At 55.9% G+C, this 22,149-nt stretch carries 17 protein-coding genes; 7 read left to right on the plus strand and 10 right to left on the minus strand.

From position 1 onward, the window contains the following. Positions 1-83 precede the first annotated feature (83 nt). A complete protein-coding gene (gene hisA, locus VN12_RS11585) occupies positions 84-806 on the minus strand; it encodes a 1-(5-phosphoribosyl)-5-[(5-phosphoribosylamino)methylideneamino]imidazole-4-carboxamide isomerase (protein ID WP_146676988.1) in 723 nt (240 codons plus the stop codon). Between the two features lie 13 nt (positions 807-819). After that, complete coding sequence (locus VN12_RS11590; RefSeq protein WP_146676989.1) at positions 820-1,068, minus strand: hypothetical protein; 249 nt, start codon at positions 1,066-1,068, stop codon at positions 820-822. A gap of 266 nt (positions 1,069-1,334) precedes the next feature. On the opposite strand from VN12_RS11590, the gene VN12_RS11595 reads away from it, so the two are divergent. Continuing rightward, positions 1,335-2,204: a hypothetical protein gene (locus VN12_RS11595; RefSeq protein WP_146676990.1), complete on the plus strand. Its 870-nt coding sequence runs from the start codon at positions 1,335-1,337 to the stop codon at positions 2,202-2,204. On the opposite strand, the gene VN12_RS11600 is transcribed toward VN12_RS11595, so the two are convergent. From VN12_RS11600 to rimO, 3 genes are read right to left on the minus strand one after another with little or no spacing between them, the layout of a single operon-like run. Then, positions 2,193-3,260, minus strand: coding sequence for a CPBP family intramembrane glutamic endopeptidase (locus VN12_RS11600; protein WP_146676991.1), 1,068 nt, complete (start codon positions 3,258-3,260; stop codon positions 2,193-2,195). The two genes, VN12_RS11595 and VN12_RS11600, sit on opposite strands and share 12 nt — an antisense overlap. Then, positions 3,257-3,829: a CDP-diacylglycerol--glycerol-3-phosphate 3-phosphatidyltransferase gene (gene pgsA / locus VN12_RS11605; RefSeq protein ID WP_146676992.1), complete on the minus strand. Its 573-nt coding sequence runs from the start codon at positions 3,827-3,829 to the stop codon at positions 3,257-3,259. Before pgsA ends, VN12_RS11600 begins: the two co-directional genes overlap by 4 nt. Further along, the gene (rimO, locus tag VN12_RS11610) at positions 3,826-5,250 is read right to left on the minus strand and encodes a 30S ribosomal protein S12 methylthiotransferase RimO (protein WP_146676993.1); all 1,425 of its coding nucleotides are present in this window, start codon (positions 5,248-5,250) and stop codon (positions 3,826-3,828) included. Before rimO ends, pgsA begins: the two co-directional genes overlap by 4 nt. Before the next feature lie 473 nt (positions 5,251-5,723). Between rimO and VN12_RS11615 the strand changes: the two genes are divergently transcribed. The 5 genes from VN12_RS11615 to VN12_RS11635 all read left to right on the plus strand — a co-directional run bounded on the left by VN12_RS11615 (position 5,724) and on the right by VN12_RS11635 (position 13,827). Further along, positions 5,724-7,541: a hypothetical protein gene (locus tag VN12_RS11615; RefSeq protein WP_146676994.1), complete on the plus strand. Its 1,818-nt coding sequence runs from the start codon at positions 5,724-5,726 to the stop codon at positions 7,539-7,541. A gap of 153 nt (positions 7,542-7,694) precedes the next feature. Then, on the plus strand, positions 7,695-8,654 hold the full coding sequence (locus tag VN12_RS11620; protein ID WP_240491400.1) for a menaquinone biosynthetic enzyme MqnA/MqnD family protein: 960 nt from the start codon (positions 7,695-7,697) through the stop codon (positions 8,652-8,654). Then, positions 8,651-9,805 carry a cyclic dehypoxanthinyl futalosine synthase gene (gene mqnC / locus VN12_RS11625; RefSeq protein ID WP_146676995.1) on the plus strand — a complete coding sequence of 385 codons (1,155 nt, stop codon included), beginning with the start codon at positions 8,651-8,653 and terminating at the stop codon, positions 9,803-9,805. The genes VN12_RS11620 and mqnC overlap by 4 nt, the downstream gene beginning before the upstream one ends. 69 nt (positions 9,806-9,874) lie before the next feature. Continuing rightward, positions 9,875-11,620, plus strand: a complete 1,746-nt coding sequence (locus VN12_RS11630; RefSeq protein ID WP_146676996.1) for a cation acetate symporter — start codon at positions 9,875-9,877, stop codon at positions 11,618-11,620. 248 nt (positions 11,621-11,868) lie between these two features. Continuing rightward, a complete protein-coding gene (locus VN12_RS11635) occupies positions 11,869-13,827 on the plus strand; it encodes a TolC family protein (RefSeq protein ID WP_146676997.1) in 1,959 nt (652 codons plus the stop codon). A gap of 14 nt (positions 13,828-13,841) precedes the next feature. Here VN12_RS11635 and VN12_RS11640 read toward each other — a convergent pair whose 3' ends face one another. Genes VN12_RS11640 through VN12_RS11660 form a run of 5 tightly spaced genes read right to left on the minus strand, consistent with a single transcriptional unit; the run spans position 13,842 to position 19,395 of the window. Beyond that, positions 13,842-15,041 (minus strand): DUF1080 domain-containing protein, encoded by a 1,200-nt coding sequence (locus VN12_RS11640; RefSeq protein ID WP_146676998.1) that lies wholly within the window; start codon positions 15,039-15,041, stop codon positions 13,842-13,844. Continuing rightward, positions 15,038-15,388, minus strand: a complete 351-nt coding sequence (locus tag VN12_RS11645) for a hypothetical protein (RefSeq protein ID WP_146676999.1) — start codon at positions 15,386-15,388, stop codon at positions 15,038-15,040. Before VN12_RS11645 ends, VN12_RS11640 begins: the two co-directional genes overlap by 4 nt. Positions 15,389-15,392: 4 nt before the next feature. Next, the gene (locus VN12_RS11650; protein WP_240491401.1) at positions 15,393-16,481 is read right to left on the minus strand and encodes a tRNA dihydrouridine synthase; all 1,089 of its coding nucleotides are present in this window, start codon (positions 16,479-16,481) and stop codon (positions 15,393-15,395) included. Positions 16,482-16,489: 8 nt separating this feature from the next. After that, a complete protein-coding gene (locus VN12_RS11655) occupies positions 16,490-17,800 on the minus strand; it encodes a DUF58 domain-containing protein (RefSeq protein ID WP_146677001.1) in 1,311 nt (436 codons plus the stop codon). An 8-nt stretch (positions 17,801-17,808) separates the two neighbouring features. Further along, on the minus strand, positions 17,809-19,395 hold the full coding sequence (locus VN12_RS11660; RefSeq protein WP_146677002.1) for an HD domain-containing protein: 1,587 nt from the start codon (positions 19,393-19,395) through the stop codon (positions 17,809-17,811). A 187-nt stretch (positions 19,396-19,582) separates the two neighbouring features. On the opposite strand from VN12_RS11660, the gene VN12_RS11665 reads away from it, so the two are divergent. Continuing rightward, the gene (locus VN12_RS11665; RefSeq protein WP_168164345.1) at positions 19,583-22,141 is read left to right on the plus strand and encodes a PSD1 and planctomycete cytochrome C domain-containing protein; all 2,559 of its coding nucleotides are present in this window, start codon (positions 19,583-19,585) and stop codon (positions 22,139-22,141) included. Positions 22,142-22,149 lie beyond the last annotated feature (8 nt).

The raw sequence follows: 22,149 nt of genomic DNA on the forward strand, positions 1-22,149 counted from the left end.
AGAGCGATCTTGGTCGACAATTGCCGAAAGTTGCCACGGGTAGCGGCAAGATGTAACGAAGATTCCAAATATGCGGGAGGAATCTATCGTGCGATGGCTAGGACATCCGCCAGCTGGATGTGCCCTTCGTAGAGGGTTCGTCCTAAAATGGCCCCGTGAGTGCCTTGCGCGACCAGCCGACGGATATCATCCAATGTGGTAACGCCCCCGGAGCAGATCACGGGGAAGGGACTAACTTTTTCCAGTTCGGCCAAGGAGTCGAAATTGGGGCCGGACATCATCCCATCTTTGGAAATGTCGGTGTAGACCACCGCGACGCAGTTCTTTGTCAGTTTCCCGATGCCGATGACCAAGTCGCTCGCGGTCGTTTCCGACGTCTTCAACCATCCTTCGGTTGCGACTTTTCCATCCCATGCGTCCAAGCCGAGGACGAGATGCCCGGGAAATCGATCGCACATCTCGGCGAACCAGGGCGGATCTTTCAGGGCAGAAGTCCCTACAACCAATCGGGAAAGGCCGAGATCGAGCAAGCGTTGAATCGTTTCGACGTTCCGAACGCCCCCGCCCAGCTGAACAGGGCGTCCATTCGCCGCTGCAACAATCTCGCGGATGGCCGTTTCGTTGACCACGCTACCGGATTTGGCGCCGTCCAAATCGACGCAATGGAGAAATCGAGAACCTTCGTCAAACCAGCGTTTCGCCACATCGCCCGGGGAATGGGAGAAGACGGTATCGCGACCGTAGTCCCCTTGCTGCAGACGGACGCAATTGCCCCCAAGAAGATCGATAGCTGGCCAAATCTCCACGTCGAATCACTTTCTACTTACTGCGTTGGCTCACGGCTCGGCCCGACGGAGCGCTTCCTCCGGCGATTTCACGCTGCGTCACGTGACGTCCGTGCTGCGGAGGCACCATGCGGTGGAGGACAACTGGAATGGGGTTGGTGTGAACAACGACTTCACGACCATTGACCATCTTTTTGTACTGACGGGCTTCTGCCGTGGATAGGTTCAAGCCGAAACCGACGACCAAGGCTAACGCTGCCGTAATGAATTGGAAGTTTCTCATGATGCTTCAAAGTAAGGTAGGTGAAGAAACAGGGATACTGCCACAACCTGCCACACGATCGGATGCTAGCTTATCGGGATTGAGTAGAAAGTCCAGCGAAACCGAGCCGCATGCGACAATCGTCCGAATGTGTCGATTGTTCGGATGACACCTTCGGCAGTCGACAAGAAACGGAAAGACGAGTTGGAGTTCCCTTGAGTTCGCGCCCTGCTTGGATGAATGTGGATGTTCCCAGGAACTTTCCACTCTCTCGATGCCGTACCGCTATGCATTCCAGTTGGCTTGTCGAAATCGCCAGTGTTTGGGCCTACCACGCTTCCGCTCGCGTCGAAGAAGACCTGCCCTTTCCCTCCGAAGCCGTCCATGCGTTCTGGGTTCAAAACCGAACTCGCTTTAACAGTTGGAATGCTTTGCTGACAGCCCAACAGCGCCGGATGGAATCTCTCAGCATGGGGAGCCGTATCCAGGCTTGGCAAAAGCTCAAGTCGCTGTTGGAAGAGATCCTGCTAGCGGAGCCGCTTTCCCGCGTCTCCGTGGCGATCGCGGCCAGACTCGAATCGCGACGTATCGACGATGACACGCGAGCAATCCTCCACAACGTCTACACAACCCATCAAGAGGTCCGACACCGCTGCCTCAAAATCATCTCCCAAGGAATCCTGTCGGGAAATCCAGAGGCGGACGAACTCAATTCCTTGCGCCATTACTTGGAACATTGGACCGATCTACTGCTCGGTTACTTTGCCAACCACACTGAAGCCATTCAGTACTCGCATAACCCGACTCGCGTCGCGGAGTTCTCCGAAGAATACAGCGACCGCATGCTGGGAGAGCAATCGAAATTGGTTTGGTCGTTGTTGATTGCCAGCTGCCGCGCCTGGCTGAACAAACACGTCGCTCACCGCCCCGTCTCTCCGCGGGTCAACCAACTCATCTCCGAAGCAGCCTTAGGAATGATCCACCCCAATCTGTTCGATTCGATGGGGTTGATGCGATCCCATCTCGTGCATCGGATCGAAAAGGGATTGGATCAGGCCGGGGAAACGATCCAACGCCTCGAAGACGGCTCATGGGAAAAAATGTCCAGCTTGGTGGTCTCCCCAAGCAAACCGACCAACCGGCGATTACCCGCCTGAAGTAGGGTCCCAACCTAGCCGAAGCCACAAATTCAATAGATTAAGTCCATTGAATACCATGTGAATGGTGATGCATGTCACCAGGCTCTGCCTCCACTGGTAAATCCTGCCCAACGCAATCCCAAAGAAAACCAGCGGTACCCAGCTCATTCCATAGCTCAAATGCGCTAATCCGAACAATCCGCCGCTTACAATCGACGGCCACCACGGGGGGGTGTACGGTGCACTCGGTTGTTCACCGTCTTGCAGAGAAACCCGTGCGGAAGGGAGCCAGCCACTCCAAATCGAGCGAGGTCGGTCACCATAGTGAATCGATTCCATCCATCCGATCAACAGGGTTCGGAAAAAGAACTCTTCTGTGATCGGTGCGACAATGACTGCCATCCACGCCACGAGGCCGAACAACCACGGATAAGCCTCCATCGTATCGATCACAGGATGCTTGTACTCCACACCACTCCACATATTGACTGCGTACGAAAGGCCAAACAGGAGCGGAAGCAGGAGAAAGAGAAGCCAGACGCCGAAGAGGATGTCTTCTCCAACCCGTCCTGTCCTCCAACCTAGCGAGGCAACAGGACAGGACGTGCGTGCCACGATCATAGCGATCACGATGGCCATGGCTAACAACTGAAAACTCGTCCCTATCCCACCCGCTATGATTCGATCCGGCGTGACCTTCCCCCATGGTCTATCGGAGTCGGTCCCCGCTACCGGTTCCGTTGCATCCGGCATCGGAGCGACCGATTCGGTCGGCGTGTCGTTGCTCGGCGGTTCGTCGACCACCTGCGCCGCGACTTCTTTCTCCCCGACGAGACTTCGCCGAAAAACTTCGACGGAGATTTGAAAGAAAAAGACCAGTGCGACGACGAGAATGCAATCGACCAATCCAATCGTCGCCAAGGGACCTTTGGCCTGTGGAAAACGCTTCCGCAGTGACGGAACGTTCGACAGCAGCGTCCAAGCCGCCACGATTCCTGCCAGCATGGCAAAGAGGACAAACCCCTGCACCGAAGCGTAAAAGGCTTGTTCGGGCGTCAAGTTCTCGACATTCATCCTCGGGGCTTTCGCACGACGAGCATCACATATTCCAAGCCCGAGATCACCGTAAGTCCCATGGCCAGATAGACAACGGCTTGGGTCGCAATCCGATAAATTGGACTTGTATCCCCCTGGTAAAACTGAAAGAGGACCATGGCTACTGCAGCGCACTGCAAAACCATCTTCCATTTCCCAAGCTGCTTAGCGGAAAAATCTCCACCTTGTCCTTCTACCATCGCTCTCAGACTGGTGACCAGTAATTCGCGGCCTACGACCAAGGTTGCCATCCATGGGCGAAGGGGACTGTTTGGAATAGCAGCGATCGCGATCATCGCGCCGCAGATAATAATTTTGTCCACAAAGGGATCGAGTATCCTGCCAAGCTTGGTCACTTGATTGAAGCGACGGGCCCACCAACCATCGATCCAGTCGGTGCTGGCTGCGATCAAAAAGCAAATCATGGCGGGTAGGTAACTACCTGCTTCGATGAGATAGAAAACACCGAACGACAAAAGCAATCGCAGGCCGGATAGTGCGTTGGGAACGTTCCAATTCGAGGAGAGCTTCAGGTCCCTATCGCTCACGGCGCATCCCCCACAGCGGCACCGATCAAATCGTAGTCCTTGTACGAGACGATCTCACACTCGACAAGATCCCCAATGCGAATGGGGCGCGAGGCATCTCCGGTCACGAATACCGTGGAGTCGACATCCGGAGCATCGGCATACGATCTCCCCAACCAGACGTTCTGCGCGGCGTCGACCGCTTTGTCGATCAAGATTGGGAGTCGTTTCCCAATTTGCTTTTGGCACCAAGCAAATGCGTTTTGTTGCTGAATCGCCATCAAACGATTGCGACGTTCCTTTTTCACACGTTCTGGCAAGTGATCTGGCAGTTTGGCTGCGGGTGTATCGGGTTCGACGGAATAGGCGAACACGCCAAGTCGTTCGAACTGCATTTCCGCGACGAAGTCTTCGAGATCTTCGAACTGTTCCTCGGTCTCTCCCGGAAAACCGGCGATCATGGTGGTTCGCAGGGCCAAGTTCGGGATGTTGCGCCGCAGATTCGTAATCAGGGCATGGGTTTGTTCTTGGGTCACGCGCCGCGACATCCGTTTGAGCATCTGGTCGTTGATATGCTGAAGCGGAATATCGATGTAGGGAAGGATTCGCTTCGCCGTTGCGATGGTTTCCATGAGATGGTCATCGATGTACATCGGATAGAAATACATCAACCGAATCCAATCGATCCCGTCGACTTGGTCGAGCTGCTGAAGCAGTTCGGACAATCGAGCTTCTCCGAACATATCCATACCATAGTAGGTCGTGTCCTGGGCAACGATGATCAACTCTCTCACACCTTGGTCGGACAACCGTCGGGCCTCGTCCAAGATTTTGTCCATCGGTTTGCTGGCGTGCTTGCCCCGCATTTTGGGAATGGCGCAAAAGGTGCAGAGACGATCGCATCCTTCGGAGATCTTCAAATAGGCGAAGTGGGGCGGCGTGACTTGCAACCGATAGTCGTCTGAAAGAGCGCGAATGGGAGCGGGGCGAAAAATGCTCCGTTGCTCATCGAGGCCATCCATGAAGCGATTTACAATCGTGGTGATGTCGTCTCGCCCAAACACTCCCACCATTCCATCGATTTCGGGACGGGCCTCCAGCAGTTTTTCCTGCTGCCGTTCGGCCAAACACCCGGTAACGATAACCCCTCGGATCTTCCCTTGGCGTTTGAGCTCCAGCATTTGATCGATGGCATCGAACGACTCTTTTCTCGCGTTGTCGATGAAGCCACACGTGTTGATGACGACAAAATCGCTGTTCTCGGGGTCGGATACGAGACGGTAACCATCCTTTTGAAGGAGTCCCAGCATCTGCTCGCTGTCGACCAGATTCTTGGGGCACCCCAAGCTGATAAACGAGTAGGAACCTCGACCCGCATCGGAGGACATGGGGGATGCACTAGGTGCTGGTTGATCCACGTTGACGATAGGTAGAGCACGCATGCGATCGAGGAATCCGGTACGAAAGCTGAATAGACGGTTCGTAAGCGTTGGACGCGAGAGGCGGTTCGAGCCGCGTCTGGTCCAAATCAAATGTTCTAATCCCTCCGATGATAACAGGCCCCCCATAACGTGCCAGTAGATAATTCCTTCGTATGGGCGCGGACGGGGGGGATTCTGCCGAGCGAACCGACGGCGAAGAGTTTTCCGGTTGCGTGAACGCGCATTTTTCTTCGGATATGGCCGCTCCTTTCGTTCTGCTTGTGCGGATTGTGAGTTGCCGCACCGGAATTTTGACTCGAGTTCCCGTCCCTGGATTGCTTGACGCGCACGTCGAATTCCGATGTTCGACAACGTGAGTTAGCACACCTTTGGATAGGGTGAGCTTTGTCATGGCCTATTGAAGTCGATCGGGCCGAGTCGTGGGGAATGGATGCCACGTCTAAGGAAAGACGTATTAAGCAAGGAGCTTTGCGGTGAAAAAAATTTGGTTTCATGGGCTGGCACTGTCCCTGGGGATGTCGACGCTGCCCTCAATGGTTCAAGCCCAATATGCGGGACAATCCCAGTACGGGGGGGCCAATGGCGGACTCAGCCCCAGTTCGTTTCAGTTACCCCCTCTTCCAGGCCAAGGTACCCCGGCGGCGCCTCGTGCCGCGATGGGATCTCCCTCAACCAGCCAGCCTCAAAACGCGATGGTTTCTTACGCCCAGCAGGGAGGAACCATCGGAAGTGGCGCGCTCGACCCTTACTCGCATGTTCCCCTTCCTCCGGCTCCACCTGCTACGGCTCCCGGGAAACTCCCGATGCCGAACGCAACCCCCGAGCCCTACACGCTCGGTCAACCGCTCCCTTATGAGCTTTCGCCCGCTCCCCAGCACTCCGCACCTCAGTATCCCAATCCTCAATATCAGGGTGAAGTGGTTCAACCCAGCGCCGTACCAGCGTATTCCGGCGATGGCTATTCGTCACAGTTGGCTCCGAGCGGCTCCGACAGCGGATGTCCGACCTGCGCGACAGGTAATTGCTCTGTTCATGGCGGCAACTCCACGTTGCTCAGTCCCGCTTATGGCCTAGGTGGTTCGTCCGATGCGTATTGTGAAACTGCGCCGACGTGCGGTCCATCGATCGTTTCTCCGAATCCTTGGATTTTCGGTGCAGGGGCTCTGATCTTCACGCGTATCGACGACGCGCCTGTCCGATTGACGAGCGACAGCAACATGCCAACCTACCCGTTGCTCACCACTGCCGATGCTCGCATGCGAACATCAGGGGGCGTGCAGGGTTCGGTGGGACGTTACTTCGGATGCGGCCGATTCGCTTTGGTCGGAACCTATTGGGGGATTTACAATGACGAGCAGTCGACGGTCATCACGCCACCTCCAGGCGGTAATCTGCGATCAGATCTTCCTTTCACGCTTCGCCGGCCTGGTGATACGGCCACTCCGGGTGATCCCTACGGTATCACGATGCCAGCTCAAAACGTCTACGACTGGTACGACATGGCGGCGGCCCACCGAATCCGGCGAGACTCGGAGTTTCATAACGTCGAACTCAATCTTTTCTCATTCGCCCTGGGTGGCGGGGCTCGTCAAGCCTACGCGGACTGCGGGACGGGTGGCCATTGCGGACTGTTGGGTAGAGGCGGTATGGGAGCGGATGCCTGCGGAACCTCTTGTGCACCCACAACGGGGCCGACTGGTCCGTGCGCACCATGGTACGGAGCCCAGTGCAGCCGTCTCAGGCTCAGCATGTTCGGGGGTGTTCGCTGGTTCCGCTTCGGGGATGACCTGGAGTATGCCACCAGTGAAAACGACACTATGTTCGGGGGCGCCGACGACTTCTATTATCGCAACAATGTCACCAATGACTTGGTCGGATTCCAGCTTGGCACCCTTGCGACGTGGTGCACAGGCAAACGGGTGAATCTGTACGGTAGCACCGCTTTCGGAGTCTACAACAACCACATTCGCGCCGCGACGTTTGCGGGAACCACCACCCAAGCTGCGACCGTGATGTCCGCGTCCTCTACCTACGATGGCCGCGAATATGCCTACGACAATTCGACCAACGACATCGCGTTCCTTGGCGAGGGAACACTCGGAACGGGAATCTGCCTGTGGCGAGGATGGAGCGCGAACTGCGGATATCGCGTCGTCGCCGTATCGGGTGTCGCGACTGCCGTTGGACAAATACCACGCGATTTCTCCAACGGTCTTGAGATCAGCAAGATCAGTAACGATCGCAGCTTGATCCTCCACGGTGCCGTCCTCGGATTGAACTACAACTTCTAGTCATTGTAGCTGAGACACGGTCCACAAAAGAAAGTAAGCCAGCCGGCAGCGATCTCGCTCCGGCTGGCTTCGTTTCGTTCCCGGTTACGAATGGCCGTTATGAACGGCCCCGTTCTTCGGTTCTTTCGTATACACCTGAAGGAACCCAGAGCTATGAGACCAAAACTGCCTTGCCACTCTGCGACTCTCGGGTTGGGGATTCGGCCTTTAGCCGGTACGATGGATTCGGCTGCGTTTCCGTTTCCTTTCCCTCGGGTATCACCTTTGCGTTCCCTCCCCTCCTTTCCAAAAGAACTGGCAGGTGTAGGGCAGCTGCGAATCGGAGCGGTTTCTTACCTGAACTCCAAACCGTTGATCGAAGAGCTGGGACTGTCGCTCGGCGAGCACGGTCACCTGTCGACCGATTTGCCGAGCCGTCTAGCGGATCAATTGCACCGAGGTGAGATCGATATCGGGCTGATCCCGGTTTTTGAGTACTTTCAAAATCCCGCTTTCCATCTTGTTTCGACATCCGGAATTGTTTGTCGTGGTCCTGTTTGGTCGGTTCGACTGTTCTTTCGGTGCGATCCTTCCAAAGTCCGTACACTCGCGCTCGACGAAGGGTCCAGGACGAGCGCCGCCCTTTCAAAAGTTCTTTTACACGGAGAGCTCGGACGCATTCCGGAAACTCAACTCCTGCCAATCGACGCGGATCCGGAATCGGTCGAAGCAGATGCCGTGCTACTGATCGGTGACCGAGCCATGCACCCGGAGCGGTATGCCGAGTCATTCGTGAGCAATTGGGACCTTGGGCAAGTCTGGTGGGAAAGAACCGGACTACCTTTCGTGTTTGCGGCTTGGGTGGCCCGCCCGATCGCATTCGACAGGCTCTGGATTGGGGAATGGCTCGACAGGATGCGAGACTATGGCCGAGAGCGAGTCGCAGAGATTTCGACCCGCCTTTCCGAGTCGTACGAGTTAACGCATGAACAATGCCTGGATTACTTGACGAACTACATTCACTTCGAAGTCGACCAAGAAGCACGAGCGGGACTTGAAGAATTCCGCCGCAAATGTCACGATCTCGGATTGGTTCGTACCGAAAACACCTTGCCAGCAACGGGGAAGCCATGATCGCTACCACGCATTCCGTCGACGCCATCTTGCATCGAGTACTCGATGGTAATCGACTCTCGAACGAGGACGCGCTTCGTCTTTTAGAGAGCAATGAGCTGGCCAAGATCGGAAACGCCGCCAATCAAATTTGCGAGCGAAAGCATCCCCAGCGCTATCGCACGTACAACATCGATCGGAACATCAACTACACCAACATCTGCACCGCCGTTTGCGATTTTTGTGCGTTTTACCGTTCTCCGAAAAGCGATGAAGGGTATGTACTGCCGCGGGAAGAACTGCTCGAAAAAGTGCGAGAGACGGTAGAGCTCGGTGGAAACCAGATCTTGATGCAGGGGGGCCTTCATCCCAAATTCACCCTCGATTGGTACGAAGAATTGCTGCGGGACATTCGCTCGAATTTCCCTGAAGTCAACATTCACGGTTTCAGCCCCCCGGAACTCCATCACTTCTCGAAAGTGAACAAGCTCCCGATTCGCACCGTCCTGGAAAGATTAAAGGAAGCGGGCTTAGGAAGCATCCCTGGTGGTGGTGCGGAGATATTGGTCGATCGAGTTAGAAGCGAAATCACCCGTGGCAAAGTCATGTCAGATGATTGGCTAAACGTCATGCGCGTTTGGCACGAGTTAGGTGGTATCAGCACCGTGACCATGATGTTTGGCCATGTGGAAACACTCGCCGAACGGATCGAACACTTGGACCGAGTCCGTCAATTGCAAGACGAAACAAATGGCTTCACCGCCTTCATCTGCTGGACGTTTCAACCCGACCACACGCAATTGGCCCACATCCCTCCGACAGGATCGTTTGAGTACCTCAAAACGCAGGCCGTGTCACGGCTCTATCTCGACAACATCCCCAACATTCAGAGCAGTTGGGTCACGCAGGGGCTGAAGATCGGGCAGCTCGCCCTTTCTTATGGTGCCAACGACATGGGGTCACTCATGATCGAAGAAAACGTTGTCGCCGAGGCTGGGACGGTGCACTACCTCACGCTGGATCAAATCCGTTCCGCGATCGAGGAGTATGGATTCGAGGCGAGGCAGCGAGACGTCCACTACCAATTGGTATCGCAGGACCTGGAACAGAGGGCCATCGACGCGAACCGAAAGAACGATCGAAAGAAACAAGCGTTGCCAATCGCCCAGTGAGAGGTCGATTTGAGTTAAACTACTCGTCCGCGTACGAAGTGTCCCTGCTCAAACCCTGATCCTCTCCGAATGCTCTACGAAGCCAATACCCTCGCCATCATCGTCTTTGTTGCCTTGGTCGGTGCAACACTTGGATTTAGCTTTTGGCTGGGGGCTCGTGCCAAAAGCAGCGCGGCCTACTTCGCCGCCGGTGGCCAGATCCATTGGTTCGTCAACGGAATCGCATTCGCCGGCGATTACCTTTCGGCTGCATCCTTTCTAGGGATTTGCGGCATGATCGCTTTCTACGGATTTGATGGATTTCTGTATTCCATCGGATATTTGGCGGGCTGGATCGTCGCCTTACTCGTCATTGCCGAACCCCTCAAACGCCTTGGAAAGTTCACGTTCGCGGACGCCCTCGACAGCCGCTTTCAATCGCGAGGCATTCAAGCAGCTGCGGGTGTCAGCACGCTGATTGTGAGTCTTTTCTACCTCATCCCGCAGATGGTCGGTGCGGGCACCTTGATCAAGCCGTTGCTCGGGCTCGAGTACTGGCATGGGGTCGTCATGGTGGGGACTGTGGTTATGGTTATTGTGGTAACGGCCGGCATGGTGAGCACGACGTATGTTCAATTCTTAAAGGGTGGTTTGCTGGTCCTCTTCTCCCTCCTGCTCACGGTATTGATCCTGGCGCGCGGTCTGCAGGTCGCCCCTGCGGAAAAACTAAACCAAACACAGACCATCGTTGTGGATGCCCAGGACAACAAAACGATCGATGGCAAACCCCTAGGTTTGGGCGCCGAAGAATCGAACGTCAAGCCTGTGGGCTACCTCAAGAGTTTGCCGGGCGGAATGACCGAAACGGGCCCCCTCGGACCGATTCGATATCTCAGTTTGCTGGCTCAGTCCGAGATCGAAATCACGACGCGCAAAGTGGAGAAGACCGCGGACGGACGAGTCGAAACCTTGACGCCCAAAACGTATACGGGCTCGGAATTGCTCACCCCTGGCAATCTTCCTTCGTTTGCAGGGATCCGTGGCGATAGCTGGTTTCCCAAACTCGACTTCATTTCGCTCATGCTCGCCCTGTTTGGTGGTACCGCTTCGCTGCCGCACATTCTGATTCGGTACTATACGGTCAAAGACCAAGCGGCCGCGAGGAAGAGCACGATCGTCGGGATCACATCGATCGGATTCTTTTACATCCTCACTCTCTATATTGGGCTAGGCGCGATGGTCAGTGGCACACTCGACCCCACCGACTCCAACATGGCCGCCCCGTTGCTTGCGAAGAGCTTCAGCAACCTGCTCTTCGCTGCGGTATCCGCCATCGCCTTCACGACGGTTCTCGGAACCGTCAGCGGGCTCATCGTGGCGGCAGGGGGAAGCGTGGCGCACGACATCGTCGGTGGATTCTTTGGGATCAAACTTTCGGAACACAGCGCGATTCGCGTCGCAAAGATTTCATCGATCGCCATAGGGATTCTGGCCATTCGTTTCGGCCTAGCATTCGAAGGGATGAACGTCACCTATCTCGTCGGCTGGGCCTTTGCCATCGCCGCGTCGGCCAACCTCCCCGCCTTGCTCATGCTCCTGTTTTGGAAAGGAACCACCAAACAGGGACTGATTGCTGGCATTCTCTGCGGAGTCCTCGTTTCGCTCGCTTGGGTCCTCGTGTCGCCCGACATGTTCAAAAACATGTATGGACTGGGAGCGGACAAAGCCTGGGTACCCCTCAGTCAACCTGGTATTTTTACGATCCCCATGAGCTTCCTTGTCATCTACGTGGTTTCCCTCGCCACTCGCTCCAAGGCCTCCGCCCCATCGCGATAGGAAACCGATTTGGCAAACTGTAACGCTTCGAACGGTTCTCGTACCTGGGGAGACTGTTTTTGTATTGCGAGTTCTGCACCCGCTAGTTCGTGAATATTCGTTCCTATCGGAATCCGTCGCTGATCACTTGTATCGCTTGGACCGATAGATCCCTATGCACGGATTTGTTCTGCAAATCCATTCATGCTTGCTATCGCAGTTGCGATGGTTAAAGCGTTAGGGACCAAGTAGAGGACGCGGGAGCGAAAATGGTAGTTCGCGAGCAATTGAGAAAATGGATCGTTGCCGGTTGTGTTGGGGTAAGCTGCATCGCCGGTTGCAAGCCCACCGAGCGATTTCGCGCCTGGAAAGACAACTCGAACGTTTCGTACTTCCAAGATTACGTAACGCGGATTGAATATCCCGATGTCGCTGCACCGCTCGATCCGCAACTAGTCGATGCACCGTTGCCTCTCGCGATCGAGAATCCGAGCGATCTCCCGACATACGACCTCACCTTGCAAGACGCGATTCAGCAAGCGCTCCAAACCAGCGAAGTGCTCCGCAACTTGGGCGGTTCGGTCGTGAACGCCCCTCAAGCTCAGTCGACCCAGCTCGATCCGGCATTGAGCGACGTGAACCCACTCGGTGGTGTTGAGGCTGCCCTTGCTGCGTTCGATGCGCAGGTCTCTTCGCAGTTGTACTGGCAAAAGAACGATCGCCCCAACAACAACACGTTTATTCAGTTCGTTCCCTCGGCATTCCGCCAGACGTCGGGAACCTACGTGAACGAGTTGTCTAAGCGAACGGCGACCGGTGCATCGTACGCATTGCGCACCAATGTGATTTACGACCGCAACAACAACCCCACTCGATTCTTCCCGAGCGACTTCACGGGATTCATCGAAGCCGAATGGCGACAACCGTTAATGCGTGGAGCGGGGACAACGTATAATCGTATCGCGGGCCCGAACGGGCAAATCGGTCAGTACAACGGCGTTCTCATCGCACGTATCAACACCGACATCTCCATCGCCGACTTCGAGACGGGCGTCGTGAGACTGATCAACGATGTGGAAGGCGCCTACTGGGAACTCTATTTTGCTTACCGAGCGCTCGATGCCATCGCCGATGGACGAGAAAGCTCCTTGAAGACTTGGCAACGCGTCAACGAACTCCGTCGAGTCGGTCGAAAGGGTGGCGAGCCGGACGCCGAAGGGCAAGCTCGCTCGAACTTCTACATCTTTACATCCCAGCTCAACGACGGTCTCTCCGGTCCCAACGGGTTGTACGCGGCGGAGCAACGGCTTCGGTACATTATGGGATTGCCACCATCGGACGGCCGGCTGATCAAACCATCCGACGAACCTCTTCAGGCTGAAGTGGCATTCGACTGGCAATCGGCCATGTCAGACGCTTTGACCCAACGGGTTGAAGTTCGCCGGCAAGAATGGACCGTGAAGCGACGAGAACTGGAATTGATCGCTGCCCGACTGAATCGCAGACCGCGACTCGATGCTCTCACCCAGTACCGTTGGCGAGGGTTGGGAGACCATTTGATCGACGAACGGGATCCCAACAACGAGTTCAACAGCTTCTCTCAAAGCCTGCTCGAAGGTAACTACCAAGAGTGGCAAGCGGGTCTCGAGTGGCAATACAACATCGGGCTTCGCCAAGCCTCGGCAGCCGTCCGTCACGCGCAACTCAATTTGGCCCGAGAAATGGCCTTGCTCAAAGAGCAGCAACTGAGGATCTCGCACGATCTGAGCAACGCATCGAGACAGATTTCCCGTAGCTATCTGCAAATGCAGACCAATTACAATCGAATCGAGGCGGACAACCAGGCTGTCGAAGCGTTGAGACAGCGGTATGAAGGTGGGCTTACCGACATTGTGTTCCTCTTGCAAGCACAACAGCGACTAGCAACCAGTACGAGCGACTTTTATCGATCTCTCGTCGACTACAACTTGGCTCTTCGCGATTTCCACCGCGAAAAAGGTTCGTTGCTGTCTTACAACCAAGTCAACTTGTCGGAAGACGCGCTCGACGGTTCTGCGGTCCGAGCCGCATACGATCGAGGACGTTACTTCACGCCACGCGACAATCCAGAAGAAGTCGTCGTAGGAGGCCGAGTCAGCAATGGAGCGTTTGATCCAAGCACCGTTGGAACTCCCTCGTTGTCAACACCCGTTGTCGAAGCCGTTCCGACGCCGATAGGCGAAGAGTAGTCAGAGCCTTTAGATCAGTCGGTATCGCCAAGCCGCAACGTCTCGAAGCGAACTTGACTGGCAGGGTCATGCCCCTGCAACATCAAGCTACCTGCCTCGGTTCGCAACCCGCGGCGTGGATTGGGATCTGCCTTGCGCGTGTCTTCCCAATCCACCACTTGGACGCCATGCACCCAAGTGGCAATGCGTGGCCCTTCTGCAACGATTGTGACGAATGCTTTCTTACCTTCGTCAGACAATACCGCTCGGGCTGCCTGTCGTCGGAAAATCGCACCGGTGCCTGAATCGACCGGATCTGTCCGATCCGCCTTGAATCCATGGTGCAATTGGCACTCGTAACCATTCATATCTTCCCCGGGGATACATCGAAAAAACACGCCGGAGTTGACATTCGAGGTAAGGGTCGTCGCTGCAAACTGCACAAACCCGTTCCCCAATTGCCGTTTCGTCTCCACGTGACCTCGACCTCCGACAATCGTGAGAGATCCATCGCTTCCCCAGCTAGCTTCCACTTTCACGGCGGGTAGAAACGCCTCTTGCTTGCCAGGCAAAATGGTGTCGCCAATCGGCCTCAATTTGATATTCCGGAATGCCACCTTCCCTTCACGGAATTGCAACCCGATGCGTCCCTTGTTCAAGTTCGTAGGGTCGGTGTAGGACAAGCACTCTTTTCCATCCAACCAAACTTTCGCCTTGTCACCTTCCAACAACACCTGAAAGCGGTGCCACTCTCGGGACTTCGGTGCATCGACTTGCTCTGAAACTTTCTGTCGGTAAACAAACGAACCCGTAGGAAAGGCATTGGTAACGGGAGCGATATTGAGTTCGAAACAATCCTTTCCCGGATCGGTCGGTTTGGGTGGCGTGCGAAGGAACACGCCGCTGTTGGTGCTCTCGTCGGCCCAGAACTCGACTTGCAGTTCGTAATTGCGGAACGGGACGGTCGTACAAAGCAATCCGTTTTCTCCCTGGTCGGCGACCAAGGTCCCATCTTCGACTCGCCAATTCGCCTTCCCGGCGTCGACCCAGCCCATCATCGTGTTGCCATCGAACAAGCGAATCCAGCCTTGTTCTAACTCCTCGGCAGGAAGTCGCGCGGCGAGCAATGCCTCGACGGGAGCCTTGTCTTGCCCGAAGGACTCGTGTGCGACGGCGAAGGTCGCTGCCAACCCCAAGAGAACCCACTTCGGAAAAGTCCAGCGTCGTATGGTCATGTGTCGATCTCAATCCAGAGTTCAAATGGTATCGCCAGCTGTGGCGACGGATCTTCATCGCCTTGCGGCCATCGGAGGGAAATGCGGTTGCGCGAGCGGAGCCACTTGGTAATGTTCAGCTCGACCGGCGCGAGGCCGCTCTGGACTAGAATAATCTCTTCGTTGAGCTCGAGGGAACAGGGGGGGGGGAGCGAATGGAGGAAAAGTCGGACTGAACCTGCCTCGAGCAATCCAGTAGTCCCCTGAAAGGACCTTGACGCCGCCCTATGCTCCACGGTGGATTCCCATTGCCAACCAGGGGATGGAGCCAGCTTGATGCGGTGGGGATGCGGTTGGTGAGCAAGCATCCGATTACTCGCACTCGCTCTCCAACTCGGAATACTGCGGGTAGATTCCGGGCAGATCCTCCGAGTACCACTTCTCCAAAACGCTCTTCCATTCTTGAAGGTTCTTGACCCGCGCGAATTCGGCTCGCACCGCGAGGCTCTCGGGATGCAATTGGGAGTATTTGATCCCGAACTTTCGCATGGGAACTCCGGCTCGATCTTCACCATATAGCTCTTCGGCGAGGCGAAAATGTTCGAGAATGACCTCTCTCTGCTCAAACAGACTTGGCGGGGGAGGGATCGGCTGCCCCGCAAACAAGGCTCGAGCCTGTTGAAATATCCACGGATTGCCGATACATCCGCGGGCGACAGTCACCCCGTCGACATCGGTCTCTTGCATCATGCGCAGGCAATCGCGTGCGCTGAACAAATCGCCGCTCCCGAGGATAATTCGATCGCCGACATGCCGTTTGACCTCACGGAGAAACTCCCAACGACTCGGTCCGATATATCGTTGTTCCACCGTCCTGCCGTGCACGGTGATCGCTGCGATCCCGTACGCGAATGCGCCATCGAGAATCTCATAAAATCGATCTCGACTCTCTGTGGTGTCGTCGATTCCCCGACGCATTTTGATGGTGACTGGAATCGAAGCGGGAACGATATCGCGTGTTCGTTTTACAATCTCCAGCGCCACCGTAGGTTGACTCAGATGAAACCCACCACGACAACGCCCTAACACCTTTCGGACAGGACATCCGAAGTTGATATCGATCACTGCGAAACCGGCTTCAACTAGCTTTTGCGCACCCAACGAAAACTGCTCCGGTTCGGCGCCCATCAACTGTCCAGCAACGGGGTGTTCCTCCGGGGTGTTGTAGAGGAAATGCTGCGTCCTCCTTCGATCTTTAAGCCCCACCAAGAACTGGTCGAGCATGACCTCGCAAAGAGAGTACGAAGCACCCATGCGACGCGCCAGGACGCGCATCGCCCAATCGCTGTAGCCGCTCAACGCCGCTTGCACGACCGGAAAGCCTATGGCGACATTGCCGATTTGAAGGGGACGGATCCCTTCGATCAGCGGTGTTTCAGGAAAAGGTGCTAGAGAACTCATGCTTCGGATCATCGCATGAGGAGTAGATTTGTGCAAACGGAAGGAATGGATTCTTCGCTCGGTAAGAGGTAAAGGGGAAGCCGCTGTGAGACGAGCATCGCCGCGGCATCTTCCACGGAGTCGAGCGGATGGCGATTGAGGATAACCGATACGCTGAATCCTCGTTTGCGCAACAACCCGAGCGCCAGGGACATCGATTCATCGACCCCTTGTACGACGAAGACAATCGCCAGATGGCGTGGCATCCGGCTTTCCGTTTCGGCGATCAGATCTTCCAGGCGCAGGCCGTCGGTTCGTTCCAACCGGGCGAGCGTGCGGTGCAACTCGAAAAACAACTCGGGGCCTGTACCCGCCGCTTGGACGATGGGACGAAGTCGATCCAACTTGCGTTCCGAGCTCGCTGCGGACTGGATCGCAGCCCGATCGGCAAAGCTTCCGCTCGCGTCTTGAAACGAATAACGCTGGGCTGCATCTCGGCCATTGGTAATCAGGCCAAAGGGTTGGTTCATGCGGTAGAGAGCATGAGCGATCGATGCCGCCATCGTCACCGCAAGATCCGTTCGAATGGGTTCATTGCGGTCTGGATTGGTAGCACGGTGCATATCGAGAACGAGCATCGCTCCTTGCATCGAGGTGGGTTGGAATACTCGTGAATGCAGAGTTCCCGTTCTCGCAGTCGCTTTCCAATGCACCCGATTCAGTGGATCCCCTGCTCGATACGCGCGAATGCCGACCATCTGGGTTGGGTCTTCGAGGATGCGATCATGCACGCGCATCTCTCCCATCGGACGCCGAGTCGCAATTTCGAGTCCTTCCAACGGAACGATTTTTGGGAGCACCAGCAAATAGTCGCTTTCAGCGAGGATGCGATGCTTTCGATGCAACCCCAGCAAATCGCCTGTCTCGACCAGCGTCGGTCCGATGCGATAAAAGCCTCGTCTCAACGTGAGAAGGTCGTAGGTGTGAATGCGCTGCTGCTTGGCCCCTAAGAAAAGAAGCTTGGTCGTCGCTCCTCCCAGTTGCAGTCCGCTCGCAGGTGGAGACATAGCCCGTTTGGGCAAGAGATCCTCGATGATTAGCCAAGGGATCCGCCAACCGCTTCGATTGGTTAGCTTCAAGCCCACTCGGACTCGATCGCCGATCTCCGTTTCGCGTGTCGAAAGCGTTCGCTCCACTCGCACGCTATCGGCCCACTTTTCCGAAAACGTCTTCGCCAAATAGAACGTCGTCAACATGGCGCTGGTCGCCAACGCAAACCAGCTTGAACCCGTCGCGATTCCGACGAGCAGCAAAGCGGCGATCAGCGGTAGAAGCACCATGAAAGGACTTATCCTGGATCGCTTCGCAGGAAGACGCTCATCCCGAAGACTTCCTCGAACAACTCGCCGGAGTGCCGAACGGTAAGTTGCTCCAAAGATACGTCTTCGATCCCATGCGTCGTAATGATCAGCCGATCGCCATCCCGTTTGCATCGAATGTTATTGATGCGTTGGGATCGCGACTCGTCCAGAGCGATAGCCAATCGCAAGATTGCTGCCAGCTTCGCGACGGCGACTCGATCGCTGCGGTCCAGTGTGGCGTAGCCCTCGTGATCGGGCTGAGGTGATGAACGCCGATGGTATCGAACGATTAGGGCGACCAGCAGCAAATCCTTGACGGACAATCCGAACAATTCACTGTTGCGAATGATGTACATCGCATGCTTATGATGGCTCCTCGCATTGATAAACATCCCGATCTCATGCAGCAATGCGGCCAGATAGAGGATCAGCTCCATCCGTTGATCGAGCTGGTGCTCCTCAGCGAGATCTGCAAAAAGTTTGCGAGAAAGGGTCGCGACATGCCTCGCGTGAGTTTCGTCAAACGACATCTTGCGACCCAGATTGATCGCAGACCGGATGATTTGATTCCGGAATTCTGCCGTCCAAGCATCTCGGACTGCAAGATCGCTCAGAAGACCATCGCGCAAATTGGTTTCGGCAACATGAAGCTCCGGGACCTCAAATTCTCTCGCTAAATGGATATAGCTGACCAACGACGGCCACAAGGTCTCTGCATCGGCATAGCTCAAATCAAAACGAGCGACCAAATCCTCTTCGCGAAGCGTCCCGACCATCCGCGCGAACTCGGTCAAGTCCTCCAACGACACGCTTCGCAACTCTTGTCCAAGGGAGGAACAATTCAAATTGTTCGCCGCCAATCGCATGTCTCCACCCAACGCGACCATTTGGATTTGTCGATCCGAGTCGACATGCTCGTAGATTTGATGAACAAACCGATGCACCTGCGATTCGATAATGGTTCGTTGTTTGGCGATCGAAGTATTGAGTCGGTCGACCTGTTCCAACAGGCGAAGAGATCCCAAACGATAGGTATTGGAAAATAGTACATTGCCCCCGCGGACGACCAAGATCTCGGTGCTCCCACTCCCCACTTCTACCACGACCGTTTTGACCGAGGCCAGTTGGGGGGTGCTTTGGAGCAAGGGCTGGACACCCATATAGGTAATTCGGTTGACTTCGGCCTCGTCGAGCGATTCGACTTCAAAACCGGTCGCGATGTACATGCGGTCGATAAAGGCCAATCGGTTGGTCGCTTCCCGAACGGCGCTGGTAGCGACGACTCGCATTTGGTCCGGACGAGTGATGCCGTACTCCCGCATCAAACGGCGGCAGCTGCGGAGGACAACCGCGCACTCCTCGATGCTTTTGCGGCTGATTTTCTGCGTCGAGAAAGTATCGTGTCCGAGCGACACCACCTGGCTGATCTCTTCCAAGATCCGGACATTGGCGATCGAATCGATTTCGGCAATCGCCATCCGAACGCTGGTCGCACCGATATCGACGACCGCCACGGGCCTTGCTGCCTGCGGGGAGACACTGACGGTGCTGCGAGGCGTGGATTCGGTCGACATGGGATCTCCGGCGAGGACGAGTGGCAAGCGATACCCTGATAATACCCCACCGGACGTTTCCAGCCATCGCTAACCCTTGAAAATGGGGTCGAGCTTGGCTTTGCCCAACGATCTTGGCTACAATGGGGGATTGAGCCGACCGCTCCTCCCCCACCCTCCACCGATTGCCGTCTCCCACGGTCTTACCATGCGTTCACAAACACGACGACTCCTGTCGCTCGCCGGGGCGATGTTCTGCCTGGGCGTTTGGCCTACGCTGGTGATCGCCCATCCAGCGACGCCTCCTGCCGCGGGCGCCGCGCCTGACTCGGGCCCTCCCGCAGCCTCTGCTCTGGCCTCCGACAACGCGGTGGACGCCGATGCGCGAGCGGCCGAGCGAATCGCCCAGTTCGAGCGGGAGGTTCGTCCGGTTCTGGCCGGCCAATGCGTCCAATGCCACGGGGAGTCGAAGCAGGAGGGGGGCCTCAGGCTCGACAGTTTGGACGGTTTCCTTCAAGGTGGAGACAGCGGCCCGGCGATCGTCCCTGGCAAACCCGAAGAAAGCATCTTGGTCGATGCCATCCACTACCGCGGGTCCGAAATGCCGCCTACTGGCAAGCTCGCAAACAAACAGATCTTGCATATTGAACGATGGATCGCCAATGGTGCCCATTGGCCCAAAAACGGAGAACTGCTCCGCAAGAGCGAAGGGGCCATCACCGAAGGGGACCGTCAGTGGTGGGCCTTCCAGCCGCTTCGCCAACCCGATGTGCCGATCGATCCCGAGGACGCATGGTCGAAAACCCCTGTCGATCGCTTCGTTTGGCAGAAGCTGCGCGAGAATAAACTAAGTCCTGCACCCATGGCCGACCGAGCAGTCTTGCTGCGGCGCCTCTACTTCGACTTGATCGGGCTACCCCCGACACCCGCCGAAATGGACGCGTTCTTGGCCGATGGCTCTGAGACGGCGATCGAGCAAGTCGTCGATCGATTGCTGGAAGATCCTCGCTATGGGGAGCATTGGGCTCGTTTCTGGCTCGATCTGGTTCGCTACTCGGAATCCGATGGCTGGAATCTCGACTCGTATCGACCTGCCCTTTGGAGGTATCGAGACTATGTCGTGGGTGCTTTCAACAAAGACCTGCCCTATCCCCAATTCGTTCTCGATCAGCTAGCCGGCGATGAATCCCCCACGGATCATCCTGATGGCCTCATCGCCGCAGGTTTCCTTCGATTGGGTGTTTACGAATACAACCAACGGGATGCGCGCGGGCAATGGAACGACATCATGAACGAAATGACCGATGTCGTCGGGGATGTGTTCTTGGGAATGAGCGTTTCCTGCGCCCGATGCCATCAACACAAATTCGATCCGATTCCACAAAAAGACTATTTCAAGCTTCGAGCGATCCTCGAGCCAGTTTGCTGGCGCGATGATCTCGTCGCGGCCACCGAACAGCAGAAGAAAGAGTATCAGGAAAAGCTCGCGCGTTGGGAACAAGAAACTGCACCGATCCAGTCTCAATTGCGAGCTTTGCTTGAGCCCTATGAGAAAAAGAAGTGGCTCTCGACAGTCGACAAGTTTCCGCTCGATATCCAAGCTTGCTTTCATATGCCGCAGACAGAAAGAACTTCGTGGCAGGAACAGATGGCGTACTTGGTCTCACGGCAATACATGGAAGAGGCCGGGGGGCCTTACAAGGGCATGAAGAAGGAAGATGTCGAAAAGCGAGATGCTCTGATGAAGGAGTTGGCCGCTTTCGATCACTTGAAGCCCCAGCCCTTGCCCGAAGCGATGACCGTCTCCGACTTCGATGGGTTGGTTTCACCAACCGTCATTCCGGAAGATTCGAAACGAGAACCGGTCGCGCCAGGATTCCTAGAAGTCCTTTCGGAGGGGCATGGTCTCCCTGCGCAGACCGCTGCGTCCGAGGTTCGAAAGGGATCGACAGGTCGGCGAACCGCCTTTGCAAAATGGGTCGCGGATCCGAAGAATCCACTCACCAATCGCGTCATCGTCAACCGAATTTGGCAGCAACACTTTGGACAAGGAATCGTTGGCACCCCTAGCGACTTCGGACGCTTGGGAGACGAACCGACCCACCCCGAGTTGCTGGATTGGTTAACCACCCAAGCGATCGAGAACGGTTGGTCGTTCAAATGGCTGCACAAGCAGATCCTCCTTTCCGCTGCTTGGCAGCAATCGGCCCGACATCCCGAGGCCTCAGCCCAGCAGACCATCGATCCCAACGAACGGCTCTTGTGGCGAGCACGGGTGCGACGATTGCAAGCGGAACAGATACGGGATGCGATGCTCGTCGCGACCGGAGAGCTAACCAGCCAAACCGGAGGACCGAGCGTCACGGAAGATCAACCGCGTCGATCTCTCTACCTGAAGAGTTTCCGAAATCAAAACGATACCTTCCTGCACGGGTTTGATGTCGCCAATGGCTTGCAAAGCGTCGCCGTCCGCGACAATACCACCACGCCGACGCAATCCCTGTTGCTCCTCAACGGCAAATACGCGCGCGAGCGAGCCGAACGACTGGCAAAACGAGTTCGAGAGGAATCTTCCGACCCCGAGAATGCCATCCATCTCGCGTTTCGTTGGAGCTGGGGTGTCGATCCCTCCGATGCAGAAATGGATCGAGCGCGGCAGTACCTTCAGATCTCCACGGGGGAAGACGGACCTCAATTTGATCCGGACAAATTCTCGGATCTCTGCCATATCTTATTCAATTCGAACCAGTTTCTTTACCTCGAGTAGTCGCAACC

The sequence above is a fragment of the Pirellula sp. SH-Sr6A genome (genome assembly GCF_001610875.1).
Classification (GTDB): Bacteria; Planctomycetota; Planctomycetia; order Pirellulales; family Pirellulaceae; genus JBKCUI01.